General features: G+C 59.6%; 28 protein-coding genes, 3 tRNA genes and 1 pseudogene. 12 read left to right on the top strand and 20 right to left on the bottom strand.

Features of this window, described 5'->3' with window-relative positions:
* The first annotated feature begins 137 nt into the window (after positions 1-137).
* Positions 138-3434, top strand: a complete 3297-nt coding sequence (locus F6V30_RS05840) for an efflux RND transporter permease subunit (protein ID WP_218043304.1) — start codon at positions 138-140, stop codon at positions 3432-3434.
* On the top strand, positions 3427-4548 hold the full coding sequence (locus F6V30_RS05835) for an efflux RND transporter periplasmic adaptor subunit (protein WP_151155785.1): 1122 nt from the start codon (positions 3427-3429) through the stop codon (positions 4546-4548). Before F6V30_RS05840 ends, F6V30_RS05835 begins: the two co-directional genes overlap by 8 nt.
* Before the next feature lie 42 nt (positions 4549-4590).
* On the opposite strand, the gene F6V30_RS05830 is transcribed toward F6V30_RS05835, so the two are convergent.
* The 4 genes from F6V30_RS05830 to F6V30_RS05815 all read right to left on the bottom strand — a co-directional run bounded on the left by F6V30_RS05830 (position 4591) and on the right by F6V30_RS05815 (position 7610).
* A complete protein-coding gene (locus F6V30_RS05830; protein WP_151155783.1) occupies positions 4591-4920 on the bottom strand; it encodes a DMT family transporter in 330 nt (109 codons plus the stop codon).
* 49 nt (positions 4921-4969) lie between these two features.
* Positions 4970-5650, bottom strand: coding sequence for a CDP-diacylglycerol diphosphatase (locus tag F6V30_RS05825; RefSeq protein ID WP_151155780.1), 681 nt, complete (start codon positions 5648-5650; stop codon positions 4970-4972).
* 88 nt (positions 5651-5738) lie between these two features.
* A complete protein-coding gene (locus F6V30_RS05820; protein ID WP_151155778.1) occupies positions 5739-6320 on the bottom strand; it encodes a DJ-1/PfpI family protein in 582 nt (193 codons plus the stop codon).
* Between the two features lie 48 nt (positions 6321-6368).
* Positions 6369-7610 (bottom strand): MFS transporter, encoded by a 1242-nt coding sequence (locus tag F6V30_RS05815; RefSeq protein ID WP_151155776.1) that lies wholly within the window; start codon positions 7608-7610, stop codon positions 6369-6371.
* A 108-nt stretch (positions 7611-7718) separates the two neighbouring features.
* Here F6V30_RS05815 and F6V30_RS05810 point away from each other — a divergent pair, with 108 nt between their 5' ends.
* Positions 7719-8621 carry a LysR family transcriptional regulator gene (locus F6V30_RS05810; RefSeq protein ID WP_151155774.1) on the top strand — a complete coding sequence of 301 codons (903 nt, stop codon included), beginning with the start codon at positions 7719-7721 and terminating at the stop codon, positions 8619-8621.
* Positions 8622-8820: 199 nt separating this feature from the next.
* Here the strand turns inward: F6V30_RS05810 and F6V30_RS05805 are convergent, their stop codons facing one another.
* From F6V30_RS05805 to F6V30_RS05785, 6 genes are all read right to left on the bottom strand, one after another.
* Entirely contained in the window at positions 8821-9486 is a 666-nt protein-coding gene (locus tag F6V30_RS05805; protein WP_151155772.1) for an HAD family hydrolase, read from the bottom strand.
* Positions 9487-9789, bottom strand: coding sequence for an HNH endonuclease (locus tag F6V30_RS05800; RefSeq protein ID WP_151156426.1), 303 nt, complete (start codon positions 9787-9789; stop codon positions 9487-9489).
* Positions 9790-9935: 146 nt separating this feature from the next.
* Positions 9936-12317, bottom strand: a complete 2382-nt coding sequence (locus F6V30_RS05795; RefSeq protein WP_151155770.1) for an endonuclease MutS2 — start codon at positions 12315-12317, stop codon at positions 9936-9938.
* Positions 12314-12670, bottom strand: coding sequence for a peptide chain release factor family protein (locus F6V30_RS05790; RefSeq protein ID WP_151155768.1), 357 nt, complete (start codon positions 12668-12670; stop codon positions 12314-12316). Before F6V30_RS05790 ends, F6V30_RS05795 begins: the two co-directional genes overlap by 4 nt.
* 2 nt (positions 12671-12672) lie before the next feature.
* The gene (locus F6V30_RS17020; RefSeq protein WP_191965587.1) at positions 12673-12813 is read right to left on the bottom strand and encodes a hypothetical protein; all 141 of its coding nucleotides are present in this window, start codon (positions 12811-12813) and stop codon (positions 12673-12675) included.
* Positions 12792-13325, bottom strand: coding sequence for an NUDIX hydrolase (locus F6V30_RS05785; RefSeq protein WP_151155766.1), 534 nt, complete (start codon positions 13323-13325; stop codon positions 12792-12794). The genes F6V30_RS17020 and F6V30_RS05785 overlap by 22 nt, the downstream gene beginning before the upstream one ends.
* A 147-nt stretch (positions 13326-13472) precedes the next feature.
* On the opposite strand from F6V30_RS05785, the gene F6V30_RS05780 reads away from it, so the two are divergent.
* Both F6V30_RS05780 and rnhA read left to right on the top strand, forming a co-directional pair.
* Positions 13473-14126 carry a lysophospholipid acyltransferase family protein gene (locus F6V30_RS05780; RefSeq protein WP_151155764.1) on the top strand — a complete coding sequence of 218 codons (654 nt, stop codon included), beginning with the start codon at positions 13473-13475 and terminating at the stop codon, positions 14124-14126.
* Positions 14110-14583 (top strand): ribonuclease HI, encoded by a 474-nt coding sequence (gene rnhA / locus F6V30_RS05775; RefSeq protein ID WP_151155761.1) that lies wholly within the window; start codon positions 14110-14112, stop codon positions 14581-14583. The genes F6V30_RS05780 and rnhA overlap by 17 nt, the downstream gene beginning before the upstream one ends.
* 30 nt (positions 14584-14613) lie before the next feature.
* Here rnhA and F6V30_RS05770 read toward each other — a convergent pair whose 3' ends face one another.
* The 5 genes from F6V30_RS05770 to F6V30_RS05750 form a co-directional block, all read right to left on the bottom strand.
* Positions 14614-15048 carry a DUF2155 domain-containing protein gene (locus F6V30_RS05770; protein WP_246163230.1) on the bottom strand — a complete coding sequence of 145 codons (435 nt, stop codon included), beginning with the start codon at positions 15046-15048 and terminating at the stop codon, positions 14614-14616.
* 91 nt (positions 15049-15139) lie between these two features.
* A tRNA-Ser gene (locus F6V30_RS05765) sits at positions 15140-15232 on the bottom strand.
* A gap of 73 nt (positions 15233-15305) precedes the next feature.
* Positions 15306-15647 (bottom strand): hypothetical protein, encoded by a 342-nt coding sequence (locus tag F6V30_RS05760; protein WP_151155757.1) that lies wholly within the window; start codon positions 15645-15647, stop codon positions 15306-15308.
* A gap of 76 nt (positions 15648-15723) precedes the next feature.
* Positions 15724-16311, bottom strand: coding sequence for a GTP-binding protein (locus F6V30_RS05755; RefSeq protein ID WP_149306904.1), 588 nt, complete (start codon positions 16309-16311; stop codon positions 15724-15726).
* 20 nt (positions 16312-16331) lie between these two features.
* Entirely contained in the window at positions 16332-16823 is a 492-nt protein-coding gene (locus F6V30_RS05750) for a roadblock/LC7 domain-containing protein (protein ID WP_151126918.1), read from the bottom strand.
* A gap of 244 nt (positions 16824-17067) precedes the next feature.
* Between F6V30_RS05750 and F6V30_RS05745 the strand changes: the two genes are divergently transcribed.
* The 5 genes and pseudogenes from F6V30_RS05745 to F6V30_RS17510 all read left to right on the top strand — a co-directional run bounded on the left by F6V30_RS05745 (position 17068) and on the right by F6V30_RS17510 (position 18827).
* Entirely contained in the window at positions 17068-18144 is a 1077-nt protein-coding gene (locus tag F6V30_RS05745) for a radical SAM/SPASM domain-containing protein (protein WP_151155755.1), read from the top strand.
* A gap of 77 nt (positions 18145-18221) precedes the next feature.
* Positions 18222-18297: transfer RNA gene (locus F6V30_RS05740), tRNA-Phe, on the top strand.
* Positions 18298-18344: 47 nt separating this feature from the next.
* Positions 18345-18421, top strand: a tRNA-Arg gene (locus tag F6V30_RS05735).
* Between the two features lie 154 nt (positions 18422-18575).
* Positions 18576-18665 (top strand): annotated as a pseudogene (locus tag F6V30_RS17565) (AAA-type ATPase lid domain-containing protein); the annotation flags it as partial.
* Between the two features lie 48 nt (positions 18666-18713).
* Entirely contained in the window at positions 18714-18827 is a 114-nt protein-coding gene (locus F6V30_RS17510) for a helix-turn-helix domain-containing protein (protein ID WP_151155753.1), read from the top strand.
* A 178-nt stretch (positions 18828-19005) separates the two neighbouring features.
* Here the strand turns inward: F6V30_RS17510 and F6V30_RS05725 are convergent, their stop codons facing one another.
* On the bottom strand, positions 19006-20934 hold the full coding sequence (locus F6V30_RS05725) for a PAS domain-containing hybrid sensor histidine kinase/response regulator (RefSeq protein WP_151155751.1): 1929 nt from the start codon (positions 20932-20934) through the stop codon (positions 19006-19008).
* Complete coding sequence (locus F6V30_RS17560; protein WP_151156425.1) at positions 20888-21151, bottom strand: integrase core domain-containing protein; 264 nt, start codon at positions 21149-21151, stop codon at positions 20888-20890. The genes F6V30_RS05725 and F6V30_RS17560 overlap by 47 nt, the downstream gene beginning before the upstream one ends.
* A 147-nt stretch (positions 21152-21298) precedes the next feature.
* On the opposite strand from F6V30_RS17560, the gene F6V30_RS17015 reads away from it, so the two are divergent.
* On the top strand, positions 21299-21457 hold the full coding sequence (locus F6V30_RS17015; protein ID WP_191965585.1) for a hypothetical protein: 159 nt from the start codon (positions 21299-21301) through the stop codon (positions 21455-21457).
* Positions 21458-21490: 33 nt separating this feature from the next.
* On the top strand, positions 21491-21649 hold the full coding sequence (locus tag F6V30_RS05715) for a YHS domain-containing protein (RefSeq protein ID WP_151155749.1): 159 nt from the start codon (positions 21491-21493) through the stop codon (positions 21647-21649).
* Positions 21650-22013: 364 nt separating this feature from the next.
* Here F6V30_RS05715 and F6V30_RS05710 read toward each other — a convergent pair whose 3' ends face one another.
* From F6V30_RS05710 to F6V30_RS17010, 3 genes are all read right to left on the bottom strand, one after another.
* Positions 22014-23222 (bottom strand): MFS transporter, encoded by a 1209-nt coding sequence (locus F6V30_RS05710; RefSeq protein WP_151155747.1) that lies wholly within the window; start codon positions 23220-23222, stop codon positions 22014-22016.
* 175 nt (positions 23223-23397) lie between these two features.
* A complete protein-coding gene (locus tag F6V30_RS05705; RefSeq protein WP_151155745.1) occupies positions 23398-23781 on the bottom strand; it encodes a hemerythrin domain-containing protein in 384 nt (127 codons plus the stop codon).
* Positions 23778-23924 (bottom strand): hypothetical protein, encoded by a 147-nt coding sequence (locus F6V30_RS17010; protein ID WP_191965584.1) that lies wholly within the window; start codon positions 23922-23924, stop codon positions 23778-23780. Before F6V30_RS17010 ends, F6V30_RS05705 begins: the two co-directional genes overlap by 4 nt.
* Between the last annotated feature and the right edge of the window lie 90 nt (positions 23925-24014).

Raw genomic sequence — 24014 nt, 5'->3', positions numbered from 1 at the left:
AAAGACATACGGGGTCTTATTGGTAATCATCTAACGAAAGAGGTTCTACCATGACACAATAGAGATGCATACCGTTTCCCGCCCCTGCCGGCCATGCGGCCCCATCCCGAATCGGTCCGGCGGCAAGGGAGGAAACCGTGCGACCTCTCGCGAGGTTCGTCATGTGGCTAGTCAGATTGGCCCTGCGCCGCCCTTACAGCGTTGCGGTGATGGCCCTGTTGATCCTGGTGCTGGGCACCCTTTCCCTCACCAGGATGATCGTCGATATCTTCCCGGTGATCGACATCCCGGTGGTCGTGGTGGTCTGGAACTATCCCGGCCTCTCGCCGGAGGACATGGAGCGGCGCATCGTCCTGATCAGCGAACGGGCCTACTCCACCACCGTCAACGGCATCTCCCGCATCGAGTCCCAATCCATCCCCGGCACCGGGGTCCTCAAAGTCTACTTTCAGCCCGGCACCGAGATCGGCGCCGCCATCTCCCAGATCTCCTCCGTCTCCAGCACCCTGCTCAGGATCGCGCCGCCCGGCACCCAGCCGCCGGCCATCGTCCAGTTCAACGCCTCCAACGTGCCGGTGGCCCAGTTGACCCTGTCGAGCAAAAATCTTCCGGAAGAAAAGATCTTCGATTACGGCCTCAACTTCATCCGGGTCAAGCTGTTCACCATCCCGGGGCTCTCCACGCCGGCGCCCTTCGGTGGCAAGAGCCGCCAGATCATGATCGACATCGATCCCACAGCCTTATCGGCGCGAGGGCTCTCGCCGGCCGATGTGGTGAGCGCCCTCCAGGCCTCCAACGTGATCATCCCGGCCGGCACCGCCCGCATCGGCGGGCAGGAGTACAACGTGCTGCTCAACTCCAGCCCGCGGATCATCGACCAGTTCAACGCCATCCCGGTCAAGGTGGTGGGCAACGCCCCGGTCTATCTGGGTGATGTGGCCCGAATCTCGGACAGCTATGCCGAGCAGAACAACATCGTGCACGTCAATGGCCGGCGGGCCACCTACCTGTCCATCCTCAAACACGCCGACGCCTCCACCCTGGCGGTGGTGGACGCCGCCCGCGAGGCCCTGCCCGCCATCAGGGAGGTGGCGCCCCAGGGACTGGAACTGAAGATCGACTTCGACCAGTCGCTCTTCGTGCGGGCGGCGGTGGAGGGGGTGGTGCGCGAGGCGGTCATCGGCACGATCCTGGTGTCCCTCATGATCCTGGTCTTCCTCGGCAGCCTGCGCAGCATGATCGTGGTCTCCACCTCCATCCCCCTGGCTATTTTCAGCGCCGTGATCGCCATGAACCTGGCCGGCCAGAGCATCAATATCATGACCCTGGGCGGCTTGGCCCTGGCCATCGGCATGCTGGTGGACGACGCCACGGTAGAGGTGGAGAACATCCACCGCAACCGCGCCCAGGGCAAGCCGCTCACCATGGCGGTCATGGACAGCGCCCGCCAGGTGGCGATGCCGGCCATCGTGGCGACCATGGCCATCTGCGTGGTCTTCTTTCCGGTGGTGCTGCTGGTCGGGCCGGCCAAGCACCTCTTCACCCCACTGGCGTTCGCGGTGGTGACCGCCATGCTGGCCTCCTACCTGCTCTCCCGCACCCTGGTTCCGGTGCTGTCGCGGATGCTGCTGGGAGGGAAGCACCACCAGGGAGGGGCCCCGCCATCACCCGGGAGGACGGCCGACCTCTTCCGGAGGTTGAACCAACGCCGCGAGGAGGGCTTCGAGCGGTTCCGGGAACGCTACGGCCGGTTGCTGGCAACGGCCCTGCACCACCGCGCCTTCACGTTGGCGGTGGCGGCCCTGGTGGGGCTGGCCAGCCTGGGGCTGCTCTTCATCATCGGCACCGACTTTTTCCCCCCGGTGGACGTGGGGTTGATGAAGCTGCATGTGCGCGCCCCGGCCGGAACCCGCATCGAGGATACCGAGAGATTGCTGGCCCGGGTGGAGGAACGGATCCGCGGGATCATCCCGGCCGGGGAGATCGACACCATCAACGATATGATCGGGGTGCCCACGTTCTATAACCTGGCCTTTGTGCAGACCGAGAACATCAGCGGCATGGACGCCGAGATCCTCATCTCCCTCAAGAAGGGGCACCGGCCGACGGCCCTGTACCGGCACCGGATACGGGAGGTGCTCCCCCGTGAGTTCCCCGGCTCATCCTTCTATTTCCAATCCGCCGACATCGTCACCCAGGTGCTCAACTTCGGTCTGACCTCACCCATCGATATCCAGATCGAAGGGGCGGACTTCAGCAAATCCTACCCGTACGCCCTCAAGATCAGGGATGCCCTGCTCACCATCCCGGGCGCCGCCGACGTGCATATCAACCAGGTGCTGGATTACCCGACCCTGCAGGTGGACGTGGACCGGGTCCGGGCGGCCCGGCTCGGCATGAGTGAACGGGACGTGGCCACCAGCGCCCTGATCGCCCTCTCCTCCAGTATCCTGATCGCCCCCTCGTTTTTCCTCAACCCGGCCAACAACGTCAACTACACCGTGGCGGTGCAGATCCCGCGCCGGTACCAGACCACCCTGTCGGACCTGGCAGCCATGCCGGTCACCCCGCCGTCGGCCGGCGCGTTGCTCCAGCCGCCATTCCAGCCGGCACCGGCGGATACGCCCCAGATCCCGGCCCAAACCCTGGGCAACCTGGCGCGCATCTCCCACCGGGTGAGCTTCGAGAACATCACCCACTACACGGTGCAAAGGGTGCTTGATGTGGATGCCGGCGTAGAGGGGCGCGACCTGGGCTCCGTGATCCGGGATATCGACAAGAGCATCGCGGCACTCGGAAAACTCCCCCCGGGCATGCGCATCACGGTGCGCGGCCAGAACGAGGTCATGAACCAGTCCTTCCGCAGCCTGGGATTGGGGCTGGTCCTGGCCACCCTCCTGGTCTATTTCCTGATGGTGGTGCTGTTCCAGTCGTGGATCGACCCCTTCATCATCATGATGGCCGTGCCGGGCGCCCTGATGGGGATACTCTGGATGCTGGCGCTGACCGGCACCACCATCAACGTGGAATCGCTCATGGGGTCGATCATGGCCATCGGCATCGCCACCTCCAACTCGATCCTGCTGGTGAGCTTTGCCAACGACATCAGGGTGGAAAAGGTGGTCACACCGGCGGAAGCGGCCCTGGAGGCTGCCAGGACACGGCTGAGGCCAGTGTTGATGACCGCCCTGGCCATGATCATCGGCATGGTGCCCATGGCCTTTGCCATGGGCGAAGCGGGCGAGCAGAACGCCCCCCTGGGCCGGGCCGTGATCGGCGGGCTGCTGGTGGCGACGCTCCTGACCCTGTTCGTGGTGCCGGTAATCTACTCGTTGCTGCGCACCAAGATGCCGGTCAAGCATCTCCTTGACGATCGGTTCCTGGCTGCGGAGCGGGGCGAGGACGAGGGAGAGAGGGGAAATCCCAATGAATGAACGTGCTTTGACATCACGAAGACGACTCTTCCTGGCCGGCGGCCTGCTGGTGGCGCTGGCAGTGGTCCTTGTGGCGGTGCTGATGGGCAGTCGCCGCAGTCAGGTGCGGGCTGAACTCCGGGTTCGCCAGGCCGCCCTCACGGCCGGACCTCGCGTGACGATTGCCGTTGCCGGCCGCTCCCCCGCGCAGCGGAGCGTGGTACTATCGGGCGAGGCACGTCCCTTTGCCGAGGTTACCCTGTACGCCAAGGTAAGCGGCTATCTGCGCGAAATCCGCGTGGACAAGGGGGACCGGGTCGACCGCGGCCAGGTACTGGCGCTGATCGAATCCCCCGAACTGGACCGCCAGTACGATGCGGCCGCGGCCGATGCCCGCACCAAGAGGCTGTTTGCCGACCGGGAGCGGCTCCTGATCAAGGACGGGGTGGTTGCCCGGCAGGACTATGACAACGCCGAGGCCGCCGCCAGGAGCGCCGAAGCTACCGCCGCGGGGCTGAAGAGCCAGAAGGGGTACGAGACGGTGCGCGCCCCGTTCAGCGGTACGGTGACGGCCCGCTTCGTCGACCCCGGGGCGCTCCTGCAGAGCGCCACCACCAACCAGACCGCGGCGCAACCGGTCGCGACCATCTCCAAAACCGACCGGCTGCGGGTCTATGTCTACCTGGATCAAAAGAACGCCGCCTTCGTCAGAAAAGGTGACCGTGCAGAGATCGCCGACGCCACACGCCCCGAGGTGAAACTTCCGGCCAGCGTGACCCGCATCAGCGGCGAACTCGACCTCAAGAGCCGTACGCTCCTGGTGGAGTTGGACCTGGATAACCGGGAAGGCGTAATTCTGGCCGGAGGATTCGTGCAGGTCAGTCTGGCGCTGACCGCCCCGCCCCATGTCCAGGTACCGGCAGAGGCGCTGCTGGTGAAGGGGGAACAGTCCTACGTGGGAGTGGTGGGGAGCGACAACCGGGTGAGGTTCCGCGAGGTGTCGGTGGCCGACAGCGACGGCAAGATGGTGCGGAGTGGCGCGGGGCTGAAAGAGGGGGAACGGGTCGTGCTCAATCCGGGCAGCGGCATCAGCGAGGGGCAGATGGTGCAACCGGCCGAGGCGGGGAGGAAGTAGCGGCCATGTTCCGTGTCGAATGGTAGTGCAGACTATTTTTTCTCAGGGCCTTACCGACGTGGAAAACAGGTTGATGACGGCAACCCCGGCGATGATCAGCGCCATGCCGAGGATGGCGGGGAGATCGAGCGCCTGCTTGAAGAAAACGGCGCCGACCACGGAGATGAGGACGATCCCCAGGCCGGACCAGATGGCATAGCTCACCCCCACCGGGATGCTTTTCAGCACCTGGCTCAGACAGTAGAATGCGATCCCGTACCCCAGCACGACGAGCGTACTCGGGATCAGGCGGGAAAAGCCCTCCGACGCCTTCAGGGCGCTCGTCCCGATCACTTCGGCAACGATTGCCACCAGCAGATATACGTAGGCCATGTTTCTTTCTCGTATCCCGATTATTCCGACAGGCCCCTGCCGGTGGTTCTCAACGGCAGCGCGCATCGGTGTACAGCTTTTCCGGGCTTTCCCGGGCGACCAGCACCATGAATCCCCCCTCGCGGTGGGCGACAACCAGCACGCCGTAATCCGTCAGCCCCTCGACGGCAGCCCTTTGGGCGGCGACCTTCCAGACCTGATCCAGGTTCCGCACGCGGTCTTTTGCGCGTTGGGCGATGAGTTCGCCGGCATCGCCATGCAGCCGGAGGAGGTGGACGTGGAGCTGGTCCTGGCCGCGCTGCCCCTGCGGGTTGACGGCAAGGGCGATAGCCGGGTCGTCACCCATGCGCTTGCGGGCCGCCTCCCAGGCAAACGCCCAGATGCCATCGGGACGCCGCGGGTCTTCGACGCCGGTCACCCGGGCGCGGGGGATCGCCAGGCCGTGCACAAAGCCCTCCGGGCAGCCGCACATCTTGGAGTCGCGCAGCACAACGAAATCGCCCGACTCGGCCCAGACCTCCGTCGCGCCGTTGCAGGCGCCCCCGTGGAAGCAGGTGCTGTCGACCCGCGGCCAGCGGCACGCCGTACAGTAATCCGCACCGGAAGCATCCAGGCAGTTGGTGACGATATTCCAGAGGACCGTGCGGTCGCCGGCAGCGCCTGCCGGCAGCGGGAACGAAGCACCGACGAACAGCAGCAGGGCGGCGAACAGCGCCCGGAGGCGGGCCATACGCGAGAAGGGCCCCCTCACCGACTGCCGCACGGCGCCGGAAAGGCAGAGGTATGTGGTGGTCCTGCAACAACGGGACAGCGCCTGATCACGGGGTGATCTCCGTCCCCAAAACCTTCAGGAATTTCGCCAGCCATTCGGGATGGGCCGGCCATGCCGGGGCCGTGACCAGGTTCCCGTCCACATGGGCCTTGTCCACGGGGATGTCCACGTAGGTCCCGCCGGAGATGGTCACCTCCGGCCCGACGGCCGGGTATGCGGAACACCCCTTCCCTTTCAGCACCCCGGCGGCGGCCAAGAGCTGCGCTCCATGGCAGATGGCCGCGATGGGCTTGCGGGCGGTGTCGAAGTGCCGTACGATCTCCAGCACCGCCTGATCCAGGCGGATATACTCGGGTGCCCTGCCGCCGGGGACCACGAGGGCGTCGTAATCCTGGGCGCGGACCTCGGCAAAGGTGGCATTCAGGGCAAAGTTGTGCCCCGGCTTCTCGCTATAGGTCTGGTCCCCCTCGAAGTCGTGCACCGCCGTGCGCACCGTGTCGCCGGCCTTCTTGCCGCTGCAGACCGCGTGCACCGTATGCCCGACCATCTGCAGGGCCTGGAACGGCACCATGACCTCGTAGTCCTCGACATAATCGCCTACCAGCATCAGAATCTTTTTTGCCGCCATAACGCCCTCCTCTTTCCAGCATGGCTGACAGAAATCAGCCGGACCGCTTCAAATCTTTCCAACTATACCACCCGAGGGCTGTTCTGTCGACAGGCGCGTGGACAAGGCGATGATCACAAACGCGGTCGCGAGCAACAGACCGATCAATCCCGCCACACCGCCCCATCCCCCGTGGGTCCAGCAGAACCCGCCTGCGGTCCCGGAGATGCTCGATCCCAGGTAATAGAAGAAGAGGTAGAGTGAGGAGGCCTGGGCCTTGCCGGTTTTGGCGTGGCGCCCCACCCAACTGGAGGCGACGGAGTGTGCGCTGAAAAAACCGCAGGTGAATACGGCCACCCCGACGATGATCCAGGGGAGCGGCGCGGCCAGGGTGATGGCCGTGCCGGCGGCCATGGCGCCGAGGCCGGCGCAGATCATGGCGCGGCGGCCGAAACGGTTCACCATCCGTCCCATGGAGCTGGAACTGTAGGAGCCTAAGAAGTAGACCAGGAAGATCAGGCTGACCAGGGTTTGGGTCAGGTCGTAGGGATGCCCCAGGAGCCGGAAGGTGATGTAGTTGTAGAGGGTGACGAAACTCCCCATGATCAGGAAGCCGAGACCGTAGAGGCAGAGGAGCGCCGGGTCCCGCATCTGCCGGTAGAGCGAGGTGAAGAGATACCCCACCTCGAAGGGGTGCCGCCGGAAATGGGCGGAAGGCGGGAGGTGGCGGACAAAGTAGACGCTCAGTCCCAGGCAGGCGACCCCGATGAGCGCCAGGGCCGTACGCCACGAGGAGAGGTCGGTAACGGTGGCCGTAAAGATCCGCCCCGACATGCCGCCGATGGCGTTACCGCTGATATAGAGCCCCATGGCGGCACCGATGGACGGGGGGTCGATCTCCTCGCTCAGGTAGGCCATGGCCACCGAGGGCAGCCCCGCCAGCACCAATCCCTGCAGAAGCCTGACGACGATCAGCGAGGAGAGGGTGTGGCTGAAAGCGGTCGTGAACGCCAAAAGCGAGGTCAAAAAAAGCGAGAACACCATGACCGGCTTGCGGCCAAGGGTTTCCGACACGGTTCCCACGAGCAGCATGGCTATGGCCAGGGTGCAGGTGGTAACCGAAAGGGGCAGACTGGCAAGGGCGGCCGGAACGCCGAATTCCCGGGCAAACTCCGGCAGGAGCGGCTGGACGTCGTACAGGGTGATGAAGGTGACAAAACCGGCGGCAAAAAATGCCAGATTGGTCTGGCGGAAGGTGGTGCTGCCGCTGCGGATGAACTCTGCTTCCGTAGTAATGGTCAATTCGCTCATGGTTCGCTTTCCTGTTTCGAATATATTGGTAGCGTACCATTTGCATTACGATAACAAAAATATATAATATCTATCATATCGATAATAATTTTATATGGAGGATGCGGAATGGACCTGCGTCAACTGAAATTTTTTGCGGAGATTGCCCGGTTCAGCAACTTTACCAGGGCGGCTGAAGCGTTGCATGTGGCGCAGCCCGCCGTCAGTGCGGCCATCCGCAAGCTGGAAGAGGAATTGGAGTTGATCCTGTTCAACCGGCAGGACCGCAAGATATCCCTGACGGCAGAGGGGGAGATACTGCTGGGGCACGCCCGCCGCATCCTGGGGGACTTGAAGGCCGCCGGTCAGGAGATGGCCGACCTGCGCGGTCTCGGCAAGGGCGAGGTGCGGGTCGGCGTCCCCCCCATGATGAGCGCCTACTTCTTCCCGACCATCATCTGCGCTTTTGCCGAGCGCTATCCGTACCTCCACCTCGCGGTTTCCGGCGAAGGCGCCGCCAGCATCCTGAAGATGATCATCCAGGGGGAGTTGGACATGGGGGTCATTGCCGGAGGTCATGTCCCCGACAACCTGGAGGTACGGCCCATACTGCGGGAAGAGGTGGTGGTCTGCGTCCCTCCCGACCACCCCTTCACCGCCCGTTCCGCCCTGACCATGGAGGAGTTTGCGCGACAGCCGCTCATCATGTTCAAGGAGGGGTACTACCAGCGGGAGATGCTCTTCGAGGAGATGAAGGAAAGCGGCATAACGCCCGAGGTGGTCTTCGAGACCAACCTGTACACCATGGTCAAGTCGCTGGTGAAAAAAGGACTCGGCATCTCGACCCTGCTGCGCATGGTGGTGGAGGACGACGCCGAACTGCGGGCCGTCTCCTTCGACCCGCCGCTTCATCTGGACCTGATGTTGGCCTGGAAGAAGGGGGCCTACCTGTCGCGGGCCAACCGGGCCTTCGTCGATTTTCTGATGGAGCAGGTCCGCGGTTACGGCGCGGCAGCCGGCGGCAAGGATTGAACCAGGGAAACGCAGTTCACCACAAAGACACAAAGGACACAAAGCTACACGAATAATGATTTTAGCTGGTTATATGATAATTTCATAATTGGCTGGACTCACCTGTTGGTTGAATATCTTTCGCCGCTAACACTGTGGGTTCTTTGTGCTCTTTGTGCCTTTGTGGTGAAGGACTGACGTCTTTAGGTTGAAAGGACGATCATGGCGTAAGCCGGACGTCTTCCGGCCCCCCAAAGAGATGCGCCATGATCTCGGCGTGGTGCTCGATGCGGGTCTGACCCGGCAAATAAGTCTTGTAGGCGACAAACGGGACCCCCGCGCCGCGGGCCGAGAGCATGTCAACCTCCCCATCCCCCACGAACAGCGCCTCGTGCGGTTCGATGCCGAAATGGTCCAGCACCTTGAGGAGCGGTTCGGGGTGCGGCTTGGGATTCGTCACCTGGGATGCGGTCATGACGCACTCGAAGTAGCCGTTCAGCCCGAAGTCGTCGATGATCATGTCCATGGAAACCGCCCGGTTGGTGCAGATGGCCAGGGAGACCCGCCCCTTGAGCCGGTCGAGGGTCTCGATCAGCCCCGCCTCCATACGCATGTAAGGGGCAAGGTCCCGGTAATGGATGGTCTTGGCAAAGCGCAGGGCCTCCTCGTGGCACCGGTCGCCGGCAAAGAAATACGCCATCACATCGTTGAACGAATAGGTGTGCAGCACCTTCCGGGCATGCTCGTCCCCCCGGTCCAGGGGGGGCCGGTTCAGGTGTTCCATGACCCGGTTATAGAAGATGTAGTTGGATTCCAGGGAGTCGAACAGGACCCCGTCGCAATCGTAGATGACCACCTTGTAACGGCTCGTCGCGGCATTCGTCATTCACTGCTCCTGCTTTTCGAACTGTCTCACGTAATCATCCCACTCCATGGGGAGCAGGTACTTCTTCCGGCTGTTGCATTCCTTGCAGGCCGGCACCACGTTGTTGCGGGAGCCTTTCCCCCCCCGGGCCAGGGGGATGATATGGTCCATGGTCAGTTCATCGGGGGGGAACGCACCGCCGCACCAGTGGCAACGCCCCAGGGCGAGGCGATTCTGCCACCAGCGGCTCCTGCGCAACTCCCGGGACTTGTCCCGTTCCCGCCTGACGTCCTGTTCGCTGACTTCCATGATGAAGCTGTCCAGAGTGTACCTCCCCGCAGCAGGTTGTTGAAAAACAGCCATCTCGCCGCCATCCTCGAAAGCCCCTTCGTGCAGCGTAGCGCTGCTACGCCTCCTCGGGGCCCTCTGCGGGTGCGACGATCTGACTATTTTTGAACAACCTGGGTTTTTCAACAACCTCGTAAAAGCACCACCGTGGCGCCGTCTCTCCCCTCATGGGGACCACCGGAGCGAAACTCCGCCACCAGCGGATGGCGGGTCAGGTGGTCGCGCACGGCATCGCGCAGCCGCCCCGTGCCGACACCGTGGATGATGCGGACCTCCGTCAGGCCGTTCAGGGAGGCGTGGTTGAGGAACGGCTCCAACAGGTCCAGGGCATCGTCAACCCGCAGACCGATCAGCTTCAGCTCCCGCTCCCCGTCTTCCTCCGTCTCCACCTGCCCGGCCTTCCAGGCACCCGGGGCCGGACGCCGCGCCTTCTCTTTCCCCTGCTTGCGGGGGGCCGCCAGGTCGCCGACGGCCACGTCCACCTCCATGCTGCCGGTCCTGACCCGCGCCTTCTCCTGCCGGGGGTCCACGGAAACGACAACCCCGTCGTGCCCCAAAGAGCGAATATGTACCGCATCCCCCGCCGCGACCTCCTTCAGGGGGAGCAGTTCAAGCCCCTCGGAGGTGCGGGGCTTGAGCTGTCCGGTCAGGTCCGCCTCGCTTTGACGCAGTCGTTCGATGGTTTCGGCGCGTTTCTCCCGTTTGTACTCCTCCAGCAGCTCGTTCATCTGCCGCCGGGTCGTGGAAATCAGGTCCCGGGCCTCGGTCCAGGCACGATCCGACGCCTCCCGCCGCGCCGCCTCGATGGCGCCGGCGCGCGCCTCCACCTCCTGCTGTTTTCTGCGCAGCGCGTCCCCTTGCCGGTCCAACTCCCGCTGCGCCTCCGCCAGTTCATCCCGCCTGCGGTGCAGGTCGGCCAGGAGCGCCGTGAATTCCGCCCCCCCGCTGCCCACCATCTCCCGGGCAAAGGCGATCACCCGTTCGGGCATGCCGTAGCGCCGGGCGATCTCGACGGCGTGAGAATGCCCCGGCTCGCCGCTGATCAGGCGGTAGAGCGGGGTATAGGTCGCGGCGTCGTACTCCATGCCGGCGTTGATCATGCCCGCGGTGCGGTGGACGAACCCGATGATCTCCGAGAGATGGGTGGTGGCGATCACCGTGGCGCCCCGTTCCTGCAGGTCCCGCAGCACGCCGCAGGCGATGGCCGCCCCCTGCTGCGGCTCGGTGCCGGCGCCCAACTCGTCCAGCAACACCAGGGAGTGCGGGCCGGCCTGCCCCAGAATGGTGACGATGCGGGCCACGTGGGCCGAAAAGGTGGAGAGGCTCTGTTCGATGGATTGCTCGTCACCGATGTCCACCAGCAGGGTATCCAGCAGCGGGAAGGTGGAGCGGGCGCCGTCGCACGGCACCGGTATGGCGGAGAGGGCCATCAGGGTCAGGACCCCGGCGGTCTTCAAGGCGATGGTCTTGCCGCCGGCGTTGGGACCGGTGATGACCATGACCCTGCCGTCGTCCCCCATCTCCAGATCCAGCGGCTGCACCCTCGGAATGGCCCCCTGGCGCTGGAGCATCATGAGCAGCGGATGGCGGGCCTGGACCAGACGCAAGGCCCCCTCGCCGTTCAGATTGGGCGTTTCCAGGCCGTGGCGTTCGGCAAAACGGGCCGTGCAGTTGAGCACGTCCAACGCAACCAGCGTGGCGAAGCACCCTTCCAGGGCCGGGGCATCCTCACGGAGCCACGCCGAGAGCTGCCTGAGGATGCGGATCTCCTCGGCCTTCTCCTCGGCGCTCACATTTTCCAGTTCGTTGACAAAGGGGATGATCTCCAGCGGTTCCATGAAGGCGGTCTCGCCCGAGGCCGAGACGTCGTGCACCACGCCGCGCACCATCCCCTTGGAGTCCATGCGTACCGGGATCACCCACCGCCCCGAACGCTGGGTGATGAAGTCGTCCTGGAGAAAGATCTCGATTGCGTTGTCCCGGACGATCTCCTCGATCTTCTTGCGAATGCGGGCCGCCAGGGTGCGTTTGGCCCGGCGGATCTCCCGGAGTTGCACCGAAGCGCTGTCCATGATGCTGCCGTCGTGATCGATGGAGGCGACCAGCGGCTCCAGGATGTCGGGAAAGGGGCGCAACGGTGGGGCCAGCGATGCAAGGCCGGGGCAATCGCTCCGCGGGGCGAGTTGGCGCGAGATGTCGCCGAAGGCGCTCAACACGGGGATGAACAGCAGCAGGTCCTGGGGCGCCAGAAAGGCCCCCGCCGGACGAACGGCCTCCAGCAATGGGCGGATGTCCTGGAAGGCGTCAAGCCGCAGGGCGATGCCGAGGCTGATCAGCTTTCGGACCTCGGCGACCCGTCCCGCCGCCAGCCGGATCTGTTCAGGAGTGTCCAGCGGCGCGGTGGCCATGACCCGTTCGTAGGTTGCGTCGCTGTGGGCCAGGGTGGCGATCTCGGTCAGGATCTTGTCGTATTCCAGCCGTTTCAGGGTTTCGGGGGCGATCATGATACAACCTTCGTGGCGGTCCGTCTGCGGCGCCTGTTTTTCTGTTTGCGTAGTTTTTCGACCCGTTTCATCTCGGCCGTCTGCACGCCGTTCCGTGCCTCAAGGCGCTCCAGCAATTCGCGCCGCGCCAGGAAACGGTTTACCGACTGGCTGCGCTCCCGGGAAGCGCTTACGGTGATGCCGCTGGGCTTGTGGCGCAACTGGACGCAGGTGGAGGTCTTGTTGACATGTTGGCCGCCGTTGCCCGACGACCGGACAAAGGTCTCCTCCAGGTCCTCCTCCGTCACCCCCAGCTCGGCCATCTTGCGGATGAGCCAGCGGTTTTTCTCCTCGCTTACGGCATAGGCACTCATGTTCAGAACATCCCGCTGCGCCAGCCGTAGGCCTTGACCCGGGCTTCCAGCACGCCTTCCCGGGAGAGGCTGAGATTGGCGCGGATTCCTTCATTGCGGTCAAGGACCGGCTGTCTGCCGATCAGGTAGTTTGCGTCGTGCATCTCTGGTCCCATCTGAAAAGGGTAACTATGGTTTTGGCATCGCTGATGCGCCCGTCGGCAGCCATGGCCAGGGCTTCGGCAAACGGCATGCGGACGACCTCGATCTCCTCGTCGTCCTCCGGTTCCGCCTCCCCCTGGGAGATGCCGGTAGCCGCATAAAGGTGCACGAGCTCATCGAAAACGCCGGGCGACGAATGAATCGTGCCGAGCGGAACCAACCGTTCGGCCCGCATCCCGGTTTCTTCCCGCAGTTCGCGGCCGGCACAGCGGAGGGGCGGTTCCCCCGGGCCGAGGCGACCGGCCGGGATCTCCAGGAGCACGGCGTCGACCGCCGGGCGCAGTTGCCGGATCAGCGATACGCTCCCGTCTGCATGCACCGGGAGCACCCCGGCGCCGCCGGGATGCCGGATGACCTGAAAGGTATGGCTGCCGTGGGAGCCGATCTCCACCTGCATCTGCTCGATATCGTATACGAGTCCGTTGAAGACGATCTCTCGGTTGTCTGCGTTCATGCCTGAACTATAGCAGCAATCCTGGGCAATTCCAACGCAGAACAATCTGCCCCGGTCGAGGTTGCCGAATTGTGCCGGACATGGTATAAGCGGGGAGCTTGCAAGGCCATTTCTGCCGCACGGCGGCATTATGAAGGAAGTAGACGGATGAACGGGTCGCTTGTACGACGTAGTTGGGTAACATTTTCCTGCTGGGTGATCGGCTCCTATGCCTCGGCACTGAACCGCTTCACCTCCAAGGGGGGCGGGCAGATACCGAACAGCGGGGGCGTTCTGTTTACCTCCAACCACATTTCCGCCTACGACACGATTTTTCTCCCCTGGGCCATCGTCCGGCACCATCCCTTGCAAATGGTATGGGCTCCGGCCAAGGAGGAGCTATTCCAGAAACTTATCCCGCGTCTTCTGTACTCCTCGTGGGGGGCCTTTCCCGTCAGGCGCGGCCGCGACGTCAGGGCCAACCGGATCATCAACCAACTGCTTGCGGACCAGAAGGTCATGCTCTTCCCCGAAGGAACGCGCCACCGGGACGGACGCCTGGGCAAGGGCAACCGGGGCGTCGGCAAGATCATCTTCGACACCCGGCCCACGGTCATCCCGACAGCACTGATCGGCCTGAACCACTGGAAATTCCCGGGATTCGGCCAGTCCGCCTCCGTTATCTTCGGCGCCCCCCTCGACTTCAGCGACCTCTATTGCCTGGAAGACACCCGGGAAACCCACCAACTCATCGTCGAACGCGTCATGAACGCCATCGCCGACCTGCTGAAGAAGGAGGGGGCCTATGCCGGCGAAGCGTAAAAAAACCGAACAGGAGCAGCCGGGCGGGGTGGTGGAGATCTTTTGCGACGGCGCCTGCAGCGGCAATCCGGGCCCGGGCGGCTATGGCGCGATCCTGCGCTGCCAGGGGCGCACGAAAGAGATCTCCGGCGGGGAAACGCCCACAACCAATAACCGCATGGAGTTGACCGCCGCCATTGAGGCATTGCGCCAACTGACCCGTCCCTGCCGCGTGATTCTGACGACCGATTCCCAGTACCTGGTAAAGGGTATGACCGAATGGATCACGGGGTGGCAACGGAAGGGGTGGCAGAACAGCAAGAAGGAACCGGTCGTCAACCGCGACCTGTGGGAGACGCTTTTGGGGCTTGCCCAGCGCCACTCCATAGAATGGAGGTGGGTCCGCGGCCACAACGGCCATAGCGAGAACGAGCGTTGCGACACGCTGGCCCGGGAGGCGATTGGCACCCAGGGATGAACGCCGTGGGGCGACAGCGCTCAGGGACGGCTATTTGGCGGGGACCGCATCGACCAGGGTGAACCCATAGTTCGGATGCATGAAGGTGTTCGTCGGAAACCGCGCAAAGAGCCACCCTTTGAAGATGATGTTCCCTTTTTCGGTTATCGTGACTTTTGCAGCGGGATTCTTCAGGTCGTTTGAGGAGGTGGTCATGACGGCCCCCTCCATGATAAAGGCGGGGAGGAAGGCCTCAACTGCGATATCCAGGGAAAATGCGGGGACGGAAACGGAACTGCCGATGGGAACGGTATAGACGGTTTCTTTGATGTTCGCCTTGTCTATGACGGCGATCCGAACCGCCTTCCACGACTTCTTTACGGCATCGGGGACAACAACCGTCGCTTCCTTCTTGGTGACGTGCGACCCGGCGGCATCGATCTTCGGCTGCGGCTTCTGCTCTTGTCCCTTTTGCTGACAGCCCATCAGGAACGCCGGCAGAAAAAGCAAAACAATAAGTAGTACCTTGTGCACGCGAGCAACTATAGTCAAAAAAACACCCATTATCACAACGCAATGGCGGAGAGAGAGGGATTCGAACCCTCGATACCGGTTTCCCAGTATACTCGCTTAGCAGGCGAGCGCCTTCGACCTACTCGGCCATCTCTCCAAATATCGCAGCCCTGATTCAGCAGGGTTTTCTAATTACCATGCAGGCTCGAAAAAATCAAGCCGAAAGAAAGCTACAGGGTGTCGCTCTTATTCCAGCGGTCCTGCATCTTCTTGCGATGGATGGCATTCTCGCCCTCCACCTCGCTGATGATCCGGTCCGCCTCCTCCAGGCTCAGCCCCACGCTCGGCCGCACCCCCATCCAATGGGTTACTTCTTCGGTAGGGTTATCAAGCGGGTAAGGGATCGGCGGGCCGGGCTTGTATTTGTCGTTGATGAACAAGGCGGCTTCATATTGCCCGTTCTGCATAACCAAGTAGACATCAGCAAAATAGCCGGGGGTCTGGAGACGCTTGACGAGGATCGATTTGACGATGCTCATCCCCTTGGGTACGTCGATCAGCTCCGTTGACATATCTGAACCTCCACGATTACTCATTCAAAAGCCCATAGATACCATCCATGGGCCTTGAATGATGGTGTCTCGAGTGTTACTTACCTTTTTTCAGGTCAATCAGGATCAACTTCGCCACCGCCTTGAGGGTCTCGAACACCCCCTCGCCGGTCGTAGCGCACCCCGTGAATTCAGGGACATTCGTTGGATTGATTTCGCGGCGCAACTCTTCAATACTCACGATATTGTCCAGATCGCGCTTATTGTACTGGACAACATAGGGGAGCTTGTCAAGGTCGTACCCCTGTTCCTTGAGGTTGAAACGCAGGTTATCCAGGGATTCCACATTGGCGTCCATGCGCTCTTCCTGTGAGTCGGCCACAAAGACAACGCCGTCGACCCCCTTCAGGATCAACTTGCGCGATGCATCATAGAAGACCTGCCCCGGAACGGTGTAGAGATGAAAACGGGTTTTAAAGCCCCGGATCTCACCCAGTGCCAACGGCAGAAAATCAAAGAAAAGCGTCCGCTCCGTCTCGGTTGCGAGGCTGATCATCTTGCCCTTGGCGTCCGGGGCGGTTTTTTGATAAATATACTGAAGATTCGTGGTCTTGCCGCACAACCCCGGACCGTAGTAGACGATCTTGCAATTAATCTCGCGGGAGGCGTAGTTGATAAAGGACATTGCCAGCTTACCTCGAAACCTTAACTGAAAAGGCTATCAATATCATCATCAGTAATCTCGGCAAAGGGAAAATCAGAAACCCCGCGCTTTTCCTTATCTTCCGCTTTTTTGAGTAATTTTTCAAAAATGCCCGAGAGCTCTTCCGAAGACTTTTTCACCCGCAGCCGGACCAGCCCGAGGGATGAGCGGCTGTCGAACAACACGACCAGGATCACCCGGCCGCCGACGATCGATATGTGCAGATTATCCTTTTCGCCCTCATGGAAAAGGATCGAGAATTCCTTTTCACCGATCAGCTTGGCGAGGCCGCCCGTTGCAGCGATATTGCCGGCAGTGAGCGAGGCCAGCGATGTCGTATCAAAACGCTCGGTCTCCCCCACACCGGAAATGAGCTGGCCGTTTTTGTCCACCAGAAAGATAACCTTGGCATTCGCCTCTTTCAGGAGTCTGCCGATAACCTCGTTGATCTCCTGGAACTCTTCGTCGTACATGACCATCTGCGGAGTGGACATGCCTCGCTCCTTGCATTTACCCGTAGAAATTCAGGCAGAATTGCACGTATCTAGGTTAATAGGCTTTTGTATAACAGAATTGGTGTGCCCTTTCAAGTTTATTAAAAAACGGGGAGCGCCAATATACGCCGTTTGGCAAACAAACGGTTCTCCAACAATTATCCTTGAGTTTACACGCCCATTCGCGGTAAAGTCTTGAATGGGCGTCACGAATGGGCGCCCTATTATTTGAGACGGGAGCCTTATGCGCGAGGAATTTGTACCCAAATGGATCGCCTGGGAAACCACGCAGAAATGCAATCTGCGCTGCGTGCACTGCCGCTGCTCTTCGGACATGACCTCATCGGAAGGCGACTTCACGACGGATGAGGGGAAAAAGCTGCTGTCCGAAATCGCCGCATTCTCCAAACCGGTCATCGTACTCTCCGGCGGCGAGCCGCTCTTGAGACCGGATATCTTCGAACTGGCAGAGTTCGGGACATCCCTGGGCCTGCGCATGTGCATGGCAAGCAACGGTGCCCTGGTAACCGACGAGATTTGCCAGAAGATGAAAAAGGCCGACATAAAGATGGTGTCACTGTCCCTGGATGGGTCGACACCGGAAATTCACGACAACTTTCGCCAGTGCCCCGGCTCGTTCGAGGGGGTTATCCGCGCGGCCGAGATCTTCCGCCGCAACGGCCAGAAATTCCTGATCAACTCGTCCTTTACCAAGCGCAATCAGCATGACATTGCCGATACGTTCAAGCTGGCCAAATCGTTGGGGGCAACCGCCTGGTACATGTTCATGATCGTCCCCACCGGCCGCGGCGAAGCGATCATGAACGAGCTGATCTCCAAGGAGGACTACGAGGAGATCCTCGACTGGCACTACCAGCAGGAAAAGGTCGAAGACGACATCCTCATGCGGCCGACCTGCGCCCCCCATTACTACCGGATCGTTCCCCAGAAAGCCAAAGCGGAGGGGCTCAAGTTTGAGCGGCGCTCCCTGACGTTTTCCACCGGCGGCGGCAAGGGGTGTATCGCCGCCCAGACCATCTGCCTGATCGACTGCTTCGGCAACGTCAAGCCCTGTTCCTACTTCCATCGGGTCGCCGGGAACGTCAAGCAGACCCCGTTCCGCGAGATCTGGGAGAATTCGGAAATCTTCCAGAATCTCCGCGACTTCAAAGCCTACAAGGGCAAATGCGGGCAATGCGAATACATCAACGTCTGCGGCGGGTGCCGGGCCAGGGCGGATGCGGTGCACGGCGATTACATGGAGGAAGAGCCCTTCTGCAACTACGTTCCCATCCGGGTTCAGCGGGCCGAAGAGAAATAATGTGAGACAGGCCCGGCAAAGGGCAGTTTTTCATTGACAGTTCGAATCAAATCGGGGTATATAAAAAATCCTTTTTCGCCCAGGTAGCTCAGTCGGTAGAGCAGAGGACTGAAAATCCTCGTGTCGGCGGTTCGATTCCGTCCCTGGGCACCATTATTTTCCAGAGGGTACCGACCCTTTTGTTTCAGGAAAATCAGCTTGCGCTTGTAGCTCAGCTGGATAGAGCAACGGACTACGAATCCGTAGGTCGGGAGTTCGAATCTCTCCAGGCGCACCATTAAAAAGATAACTATTGCAGATAGTTATCAGCATAGAGCCCTTGGCTTTGACCAAAACTGTGACTAACAGCTATGGCAAGGTCAGGGGCTTTTGCTATCTGGGACGGAATTACCGGCTCGGACATCTTTTTCTGTTAGCGGCCCGAAAATGTTCGTGAGCTCCAAAACGTTATTGAGCGGAGCCTGGTTGTTTGTAATGGGAATTGCATTGAACCGGAAGACTTTCCCGAGGAAATTCACCTCTCCACCACGACAGCGGTTTTAGCAAACCGGGATTTTTCACGGGAAGAAATGGAGAGGGAATACATTTTGTCCATGCTACGCTCGTGTGGCGATAATAAGAAGCTCGCAGCAGCCAGATTAAAAATTGGCAAAACTACACTCTATCGAAAGCTTGACGAATAGGGGAAGTTGGGAGCAAAAAACATCCTGAAATAAGGCACCAGAAAGCCTAAACTCTCGCTCAGCAGCTACACGGCCTGCCCGAGGCGAAAGAACGGGGAAAAGCCGTCAAGGCTTTCCCCTCCGCACAACAAATGTCAGGTCGCCAGGGTTTGCTCCTTGCACACGGATTAGAGCCCCGTCACATAATTTTCTGTATTACCTCTTTCAGTGCCGATAATTTGTAAGGCTTTTGAATGAATCCGGTTAAGCCCTTGCCAACAAATTTCTGAGTGACATCTTGCTCGTTGTAGCCACTGGACATAATCACCTTGACATCGGGATTGAGACGTTTGAGTTCCCGGAAACACTGTTCACCGTCTATGTGGGGCATGGTCAGGTCGAGAATGACAAGGGCGATATCTGGGTTCTGTTTAAAAACTTCAATGGCTTCTAAGCCATCAATTGCGGTAATGGCAACGAACCCCAACTCCTTCAGCATTTCATTGCCAATGCCACGTACGGTTTCCTCGTCGTCAACCAGCAGGACTTTACCTTTCCCCTTCCAGTCGTCTTCGAAGGATTCAACATTGAAGATCTCAGCAGGTTTGCCGGATGTCGGCAGAAGTATCTTGAACGTGGTGCCCTTTGAGGGTTCGCTGTAGACCTTGATGGCCCCTTTGTGCCCCCGGACAATACCCATCACTGCTGACATGCCCAAACCTCTCCCGGTAAACTTGGTCGTGAAGAAGGGGTCAAAGATCTTCGCCACCGTTTCCTTGTCCATGCCGCAGCCGGTGTCGGCGATCTCCAGATAGACATAAAGTCCATTGGTGATGTTTTCGGCAAGCCAGGTGCCCTTCAGATAGTTTTCGTCGCAATCCATGCAGCCGGTGGTGATGCTAATGACACCACTCTTGTCGCCGATAGCCTCTGAAGCGTTGATAACCAGGTTCATAATCACCTGGTTCATCTGGGAGGGATCAGCCTCGATAGAGGGAAGATTCGGGGAGGTGTTGAGGCGCAGTACCACTTTCTTGGAAATGGATACCTCCAACATGTGGAGCATTTCCTCCAACAACAGGCCCAGATCAAGTTTTTTGACAATAAACTTTCCTTTGCCTGAATAGGCCAGCATCTGCTTGGCAAGATCGGCGGCCCGAGAGGCTGCCTGCTCGATATTGTGCAGGTTTTGTATTATTGGTGATTCTGGATTTATCTTCATCAATGCCAGGTCGGCGTTTCCAACAATGGAGGTGAGGATATTGTTGAAGTCATGGGCTATCCCACCAGCCAAGACACCCAAGCTTTCCAATTTTTGGACGTGCTGTAACTGCTGTTCAAGCAAATTTTTCTCTTCCTCCAACTTCTTTATCTCTGTAATGTCACGGGCAATCGCATAGGTGCGTTTTTCGTCTCGGTTATATACGGCTCCCCAAGATAGCCAGCGAAAAGAACCATCCTTGCAAATATAGCGGTTCTCAAATGCCAACGAGGAACCGATTGTCTGCTGCCGTGCCATTTCATCGAGCGTTTTCTGTTTGTCGTCAGGATGGATAAAATCGATAAAGGGTTTTGATACGAGCTCTGCTTCGGAAAACCCGAGAATCTCAGTACAGACAGGGTTTACATTTATAAAAGCACCATTGGGGTCGGTAAAACACATCATGTCGCGGGATGTTTTAAAGAAGATATAATACTGCTCTCGTTCATGCTCAATCTGCTTACGGTCGGTAATATCTCGGGCTATGGCATAGACTACATTATTTTCAGGAAAAGAATTGGCTGCCCAGGAAAAACATTTATAAGTACCGTCTTTACAGCAAAATCTATTTTCAAAATGGGACACAGGGATTCCGAGTTTCAAATTATTTTGCACTACGTTAAGAGTCTTATCCTTGTCTTCCGGATGAATAAAATCAACATATGGCCTTCTTAATAATTCTTCATTGTTATAGCCAAGGGTCTTTTCCCAGCTTGGGCTCAACACCTTGAAATAACCGGAAATATCAGCTATGCACAACAGGTCGGACGAGTTCTCAAAGAATAAATAAAACTGTTCCAATGCATAATCCGCCATTTTCCTATCGCGTCGGATGGTTGGCTCTATTTCGGTTGTGGTAGTTGGCATTGTTTCCTCCTGAGGTGAGCGGGGCTTGTGAGACAGTGTGAAAGGTGAAATGAGCAATGACCTGACGTTTTGGCTTCAGGTGCCAGATCCGGTTGCATAAATAAGATTCATTCGATGTTCGCTTGTCAAGCGAAGAATGCTTCCGGTTGTCGTTGTACCACGTGAACCAGGTTATCAGATTGTTTGAAAGCTCGGTTACCGTTTCATATGCATGCAGGTGATTTTCTCATCTTGCGGATAATTTGAAAACAGTTGTAAGCCATGGAGGGGGCATTTCGGTTTACGATTCCGTCAAGCAATGCACTATGCGGCAGGTTGGTTACTTGTCAATAACGCGGGGGAGCCTACACGAAAACCAGCCCCCATGATGACTGAATTGTTACGAATCAACCGGGAATACAACAGTTCCGACTCCATCGATAATAACAAGGTTCGTGAGCTTGAGGAGAACCAGAAGGAACTCAAAAAGGAGATTAATGCCGCGGCGCAAAAATACGGTATTCCGGCTTGCTGCCGCAGTTAGCCAAACACTTTGCGTGTGGAACGGGAGATTGACATGAATCACGTCGTACGCGATCCGGTCTGCGGCGAATTGATCGACGGGGAGAAGGCCGCAATGGTGCTCAGCTACAAAGGAGAACTTCATCATTTCTGTACCGTCCGTTGTAGCAAACGATTCCGGCATGATCCGCCCCGCTTTATTTCACTTAAATAGTTGTTATGGGCGTACCCCGGTCTCCCCTCCTTTCTGGAGGTACACCATTTTTATTGACGGGCTCAAGGCCTTTGACTTAACTTTGACCAATCGCTTGGTAACCGATGCATCCTGTTGAACGTTTGCAAACGAAAACCAGCCGGCACATTAGATATAACTATCTAACATATTAGTATTTTTACCAAAAAGTAGAGATTCAACTGACCACTGAAAGTGGATTCGAATCTCTCCAGGCGCGCCAATTAAAAAAAGGGCTAGCTCATCAGCTAGCCCCTTTTTTATTTGCTGACGCAGACGGCAGCCGAGCGACCGCTTTTCCGGCAAACGGCCTTACATCCTCTTAAATAGCCCCCCGGCCAACTTGTCAAAATCGAACTTCCGCTTGTCCCATATCTTGTTTCGCATGTCCTCCCTCTGCTGAAATATGCTTAATAAACAGCGCCACGGCGCCGAGCCCCATGATCCCTGCAGCGTAGAAGACGGCGGTCAGTCCGAGGGTATTCTGCAACCCCGCCCCCAGGAGCGGTCCCGAGACGAAGCCCAGGTTGAGCACGGCGTTGAAGGTCCCGACCGTCACCCCCATGCCATGACGGCTCCCCTCCTCCACCAACAGGGCCGTGCTGGCCGGTTGGGACAGGACGCTGAACAGGCCGATCCCCACCCCGAGGGCAAGTATCTGGGAGAATCCGCCCGCCATCGGTATCAGGAAGTAGAGCAGCGAGACGATGGTGCCCCCCGCCGCGACCAGGGACCTGCGCGGCGCCCGGTCGGAAAGCATGCCCACGGGACGCAGGAGCAGGGTCATCACCAGGCTTGTGGAGGCCATGACCAGGCCGGTCCGGGTGCCGTTCAGCCCCAGCCGGGTGGTGAGCATGATCGGCAGGAAGGCGCCCAGGAGGGAGATGCCGCAGGCCCGGCCGAAGATGAAGGCCAGAAGGCCCCGCAGGGTGCTGTGGCGGGTCACGTCCAGGATGTCCCGGAAGCGCCCCCCTTCGCCGGGTCCCCTTTGCCGCGGCGCGACCCTCTGGGCAGGGATGCAGACCAGGGCCACTGCCAGCGCCAGGATGCACAACAGGGCCAGGGTGGCGAAGATCCCCCTGAAACCCCACAGGTCCTTCAGGATGCCGCCGATAACCGGTCCCACGCTCAAGGCGCCGTAGAAGGACATGTCAAAGGTCCCCATGACCGTGGCCCGCTTCCTGGCGGAGCTGCAATCGCTCACCAGGGAAACCACCACCGGCCGGAACATGGCGCAACCGATCCCCTGGAGCAGGCGCAGGACCGTGATCAGGGGCAGGCTGGTGGTGAAGAAATAGCAGACCGAGACGAACAGGTAGAGGCCGAGGCTTATTGCAGCGATCTTTCTGCGTCCGATCCGATCGGACCAGGCGCCCATGAAGGGGCTGAAGAGGACCTTGGAGAGGGAGTAGAATACCAGGGGCAGCCCCAGGAGGAGGCCCCGGGCCCCCAGGCTGAAGACGTACATGGAGAAGAAGGCGTCGGCGATGCCGAAACCCAGGGTAATGGCGAAGTTGATCAGGAACAGGCCCCGGAACAGGTTACGGGTCTTCATGGTCGTCGTTCCTTTTCTTGCAATGCGCTTTTTTATTCGTTCCTGTGGCGATATATGGGGCGCGACCCGAAATCAGCGCCGCGCAAGGCTACTAATGAGCGTGCCATGGTCGTCACTCTTTCCGAAGCAGTCTAAAAAGCGGGGGGCTTACTCCCCACGACTAGCCGCGCGGCCACTAGCAAGCCAGGAACACTTCGAAAGCCCGGTCATGGACATGGATGTGCTCCATCCAGAGCAGGCGCACCTTGCTCAACTCTTCGGGCGTTATCTCCTGCCCCTTGCTGATGCGGTAATGCAATTCGGCCGTCCTGGCGCAGATGAACTGGTGGTGGAGACCGTGCTGCACGGCTTGGGGAAAGCCCACCATCCTCATGTAACCATTCTCGCTATCGATATGCTCCATCATGGTGTCCAGCAGCCGGTCAACGTCCGCTCCAAGATCTTTATCCGGCTTATGCAAAAGTTGTTCAAACATGGCATCCAATCGACCGACGATGTTCCGGTAGCGGCTGTCGCTGACGGTCATCCCCCTACTCGGCATGCGTGAATCATTGTTCATGGCCTTATGCTGTCTCTTGAATCGATGGTTATTTTGAACTTCCATGCCACGTCCTCGTCTTGCAGGTTTGCCAGCAGATGGCCCCGTTTTTCCCGTTTGGTCCTCATGGAGCGGCTGCGGGTCCCGGTGGGCGGGATTTCCATGGGGAATCCGTTCCACAATCTGCAGGCCGACCATCTTCCCGGGGGTGTCGGTTAACAGCCGAATCCGACGGGCGCCTGATTCCACCAGCC

Origin of the sequence: Oryzomonas sagensis (genome assembly GCF_008802355.1) — a bacterium.
Classification (GTDB): Bacteria; Desulfobacterota; Desulfuromonadia; order Geobacterales; family Pseudopelobacteraceae; genus Oryzomonas; species Oryzomonas sagensis.
This window is presented reverse-complemented; position numbering and strand designations above follow the sequence as displayed.

Excerpts from the sequence above, each read along its gene's own strand:
- F6V30_RS05835 (WP_151155785.1), top strand. The coding sequence starts at position 3,427 with ATGAATGAACGTGCTTTGACATCACGAAGACGACTCTTCCTGGCCGGC.
- F6V30_RS05830 (WP_151155783.1), bottom strand. The coding sequence starts at position 4,920 with ATGGCCTACGTATATCTGCTGGTGGCAATCGTTGCCGAAGTGATCGGG.
- F6V30_RS05825 (WP_151155780.1), bottom strand. The coding sequence starts at position 5,650 with ATGGCCCGCCTCCGGGCGCTGTTCGCCGCCCTGCTGCTGTTCGTCGGT.
- F6V30_RS05820 (WP_151155778.1), bottom strand. The coding sequence starts at position 6,320 with ATGGCGGCAAAAAAGATTCTGATGCTGGTAGGCGATTATGTCGAGGAC.
- F6V30_RS05815 (WP_151155776.1), bottom strand. The coding sequence starts at position 7,610 with ATGAGCGAATTGACCATTACTACGGAAGCAGAGTTCATCCGCAGCGGC.
- F6V30_RS05810 (WP_151155774.1), top strand. The coding sequence starts at position 7,719 with ATGGACCTGCGTCAACTGAAATTTTTTGCGGAGATTGCCCGGTTCAGC.
- F6V30_RS05805 (WP_151155772.1), bottom strand. The coding sequence starts at position 9,486 with ATGACGAATGCCGCGACGAGCCGTTACAAGGTGGTCATCTACGATTGC.
- F6V30_RS05795 (WP_151155770.1), bottom strand. The coding sequence starts at position 12,317 with ATGATCGCCCCCGAAACCCTGAAACGGCTGGAATACGACAAGATCCTG.
- F6V30_RS05790 (WP_151155768.1), bottom strand. The coding sequence starts at position 12,670 with ATGAGTGCCTATGCCGTAAGCGAGGAGAAAAACCGCTGGCTCATCCGC.
- F6V30_RS17020 (WP_191965587.1), bottom strand. The coding sequence starts at position 12,813 with ATGCACGACGCAAACTACCTGATCGGCAGACAGCCGGTCCTTGACCGC.
- F6V30_RS05785 (WP_151155766.1), bottom strand. The coding sequence starts at position 13,325 with ATGAACGCAGACAACCGAGAGATCGTCTTCAACGGACTCGTATACGAT.
- F6V30_RS05780 (WP_151155764.1), top strand. The coding sequence starts at position 13,473 with ATGAACGGGTCGCTTGTACGACGTAGTTGGGTAACATTTTCCTGCTGG.
- rnhA (WP_151155761.1), top strand. The coding sequence starts at position 14,110 with ATGCCGGCGAAGCGTAAAAAAACCGAACAGGAGCAGCCGGGCGGGGTG.
- F6V30_RS05770 (WP_246163230.1), bottom strand. The coding sequence starts at position 15,048 with ATGGGCTGTCAGCAAAAGGGACAAGAGCAGAAGCCGCAGCCGAAGATC.
- F6V30_RS05760 (WP_151155757.1), bottom strand. The coding sequence starts at position 15,647 with ATGTCAACGGAGCTGATCGACGTACCCAAGGGGATGAGCATCGTCAAA.
- F6V30_RS05755 (WP_149306904.1), bottom strand. The coding sequence starts at position 16,311 with ATGTCCTTTATCAACTACGCCTCCCGCGAGATTAATTGCAAGATCGTC.
- F6V30_RS05750 (WP_151126918.1), bottom strand. The coding sequence starts at position 16,823 with ATGTCCACTCCGCAGATGGTCATGTACGACGAAGAGTTCCAGGAGATC.
- F6V30_RS05745 (WP_151155755.1), top strand. The coding sequence starts at position 17,068 with ATGCGCGAGGAATTTGTACCCAAATGGATCGCCTGGGAAACCACGCAG.
- F6V30_RS17510 (WP_151155753.1), top strand. The coding sequence starts at position 18,714 with ATGGAGAGGGAATACATTTTGTCCATGCTACGCTCGTGTGGCGATAAT.
- F6V30_RS05725 (WP_151155751.1), bottom strand. The coding sequence starts at position 20,934 with ATGCCAACTACCACAACCGAAATAGAGCCAACCATCCGACGCGATAGG.
- F6V30_RS17015 (WP_191965585.1), top strand. The coding sequence starts at position 21,299 with ATGATGACTGAATTGTTACGAATCAACCGGGAATACAACAGTTCCGAC.
- F6V30_RS05715 (WP_151155749.1), top strand. The coding sequence starts at position 21,491 with ATGAATCACGTCGTACGCGATCCGGTCTGCGGCGAATTGATCGACGGG.
- F6V30_RS05710 (WP_151155747.1), bottom strand. The coding sequence starts at position 23,222 with ATGAAGACCCGTAACCTGTTCCGGGGCCTGTTCCTGATCAACTTCGCC.
- F6V30_RS05705 (WP_151155745.1), bottom strand. The coding sequence starts at position 23,781 with ATGAACAATGATTCACGCATGCCGAGTAGGGGGATGACCGTCAGCGAC.
- F6V30_RS17010 (WP_191965584.1), bottom strand. The coding sequence starts at position 23,924 with ATGGAAATCCCGCCCACCGGGACCCGCAGCCGCTCCATGAGGACCAAA.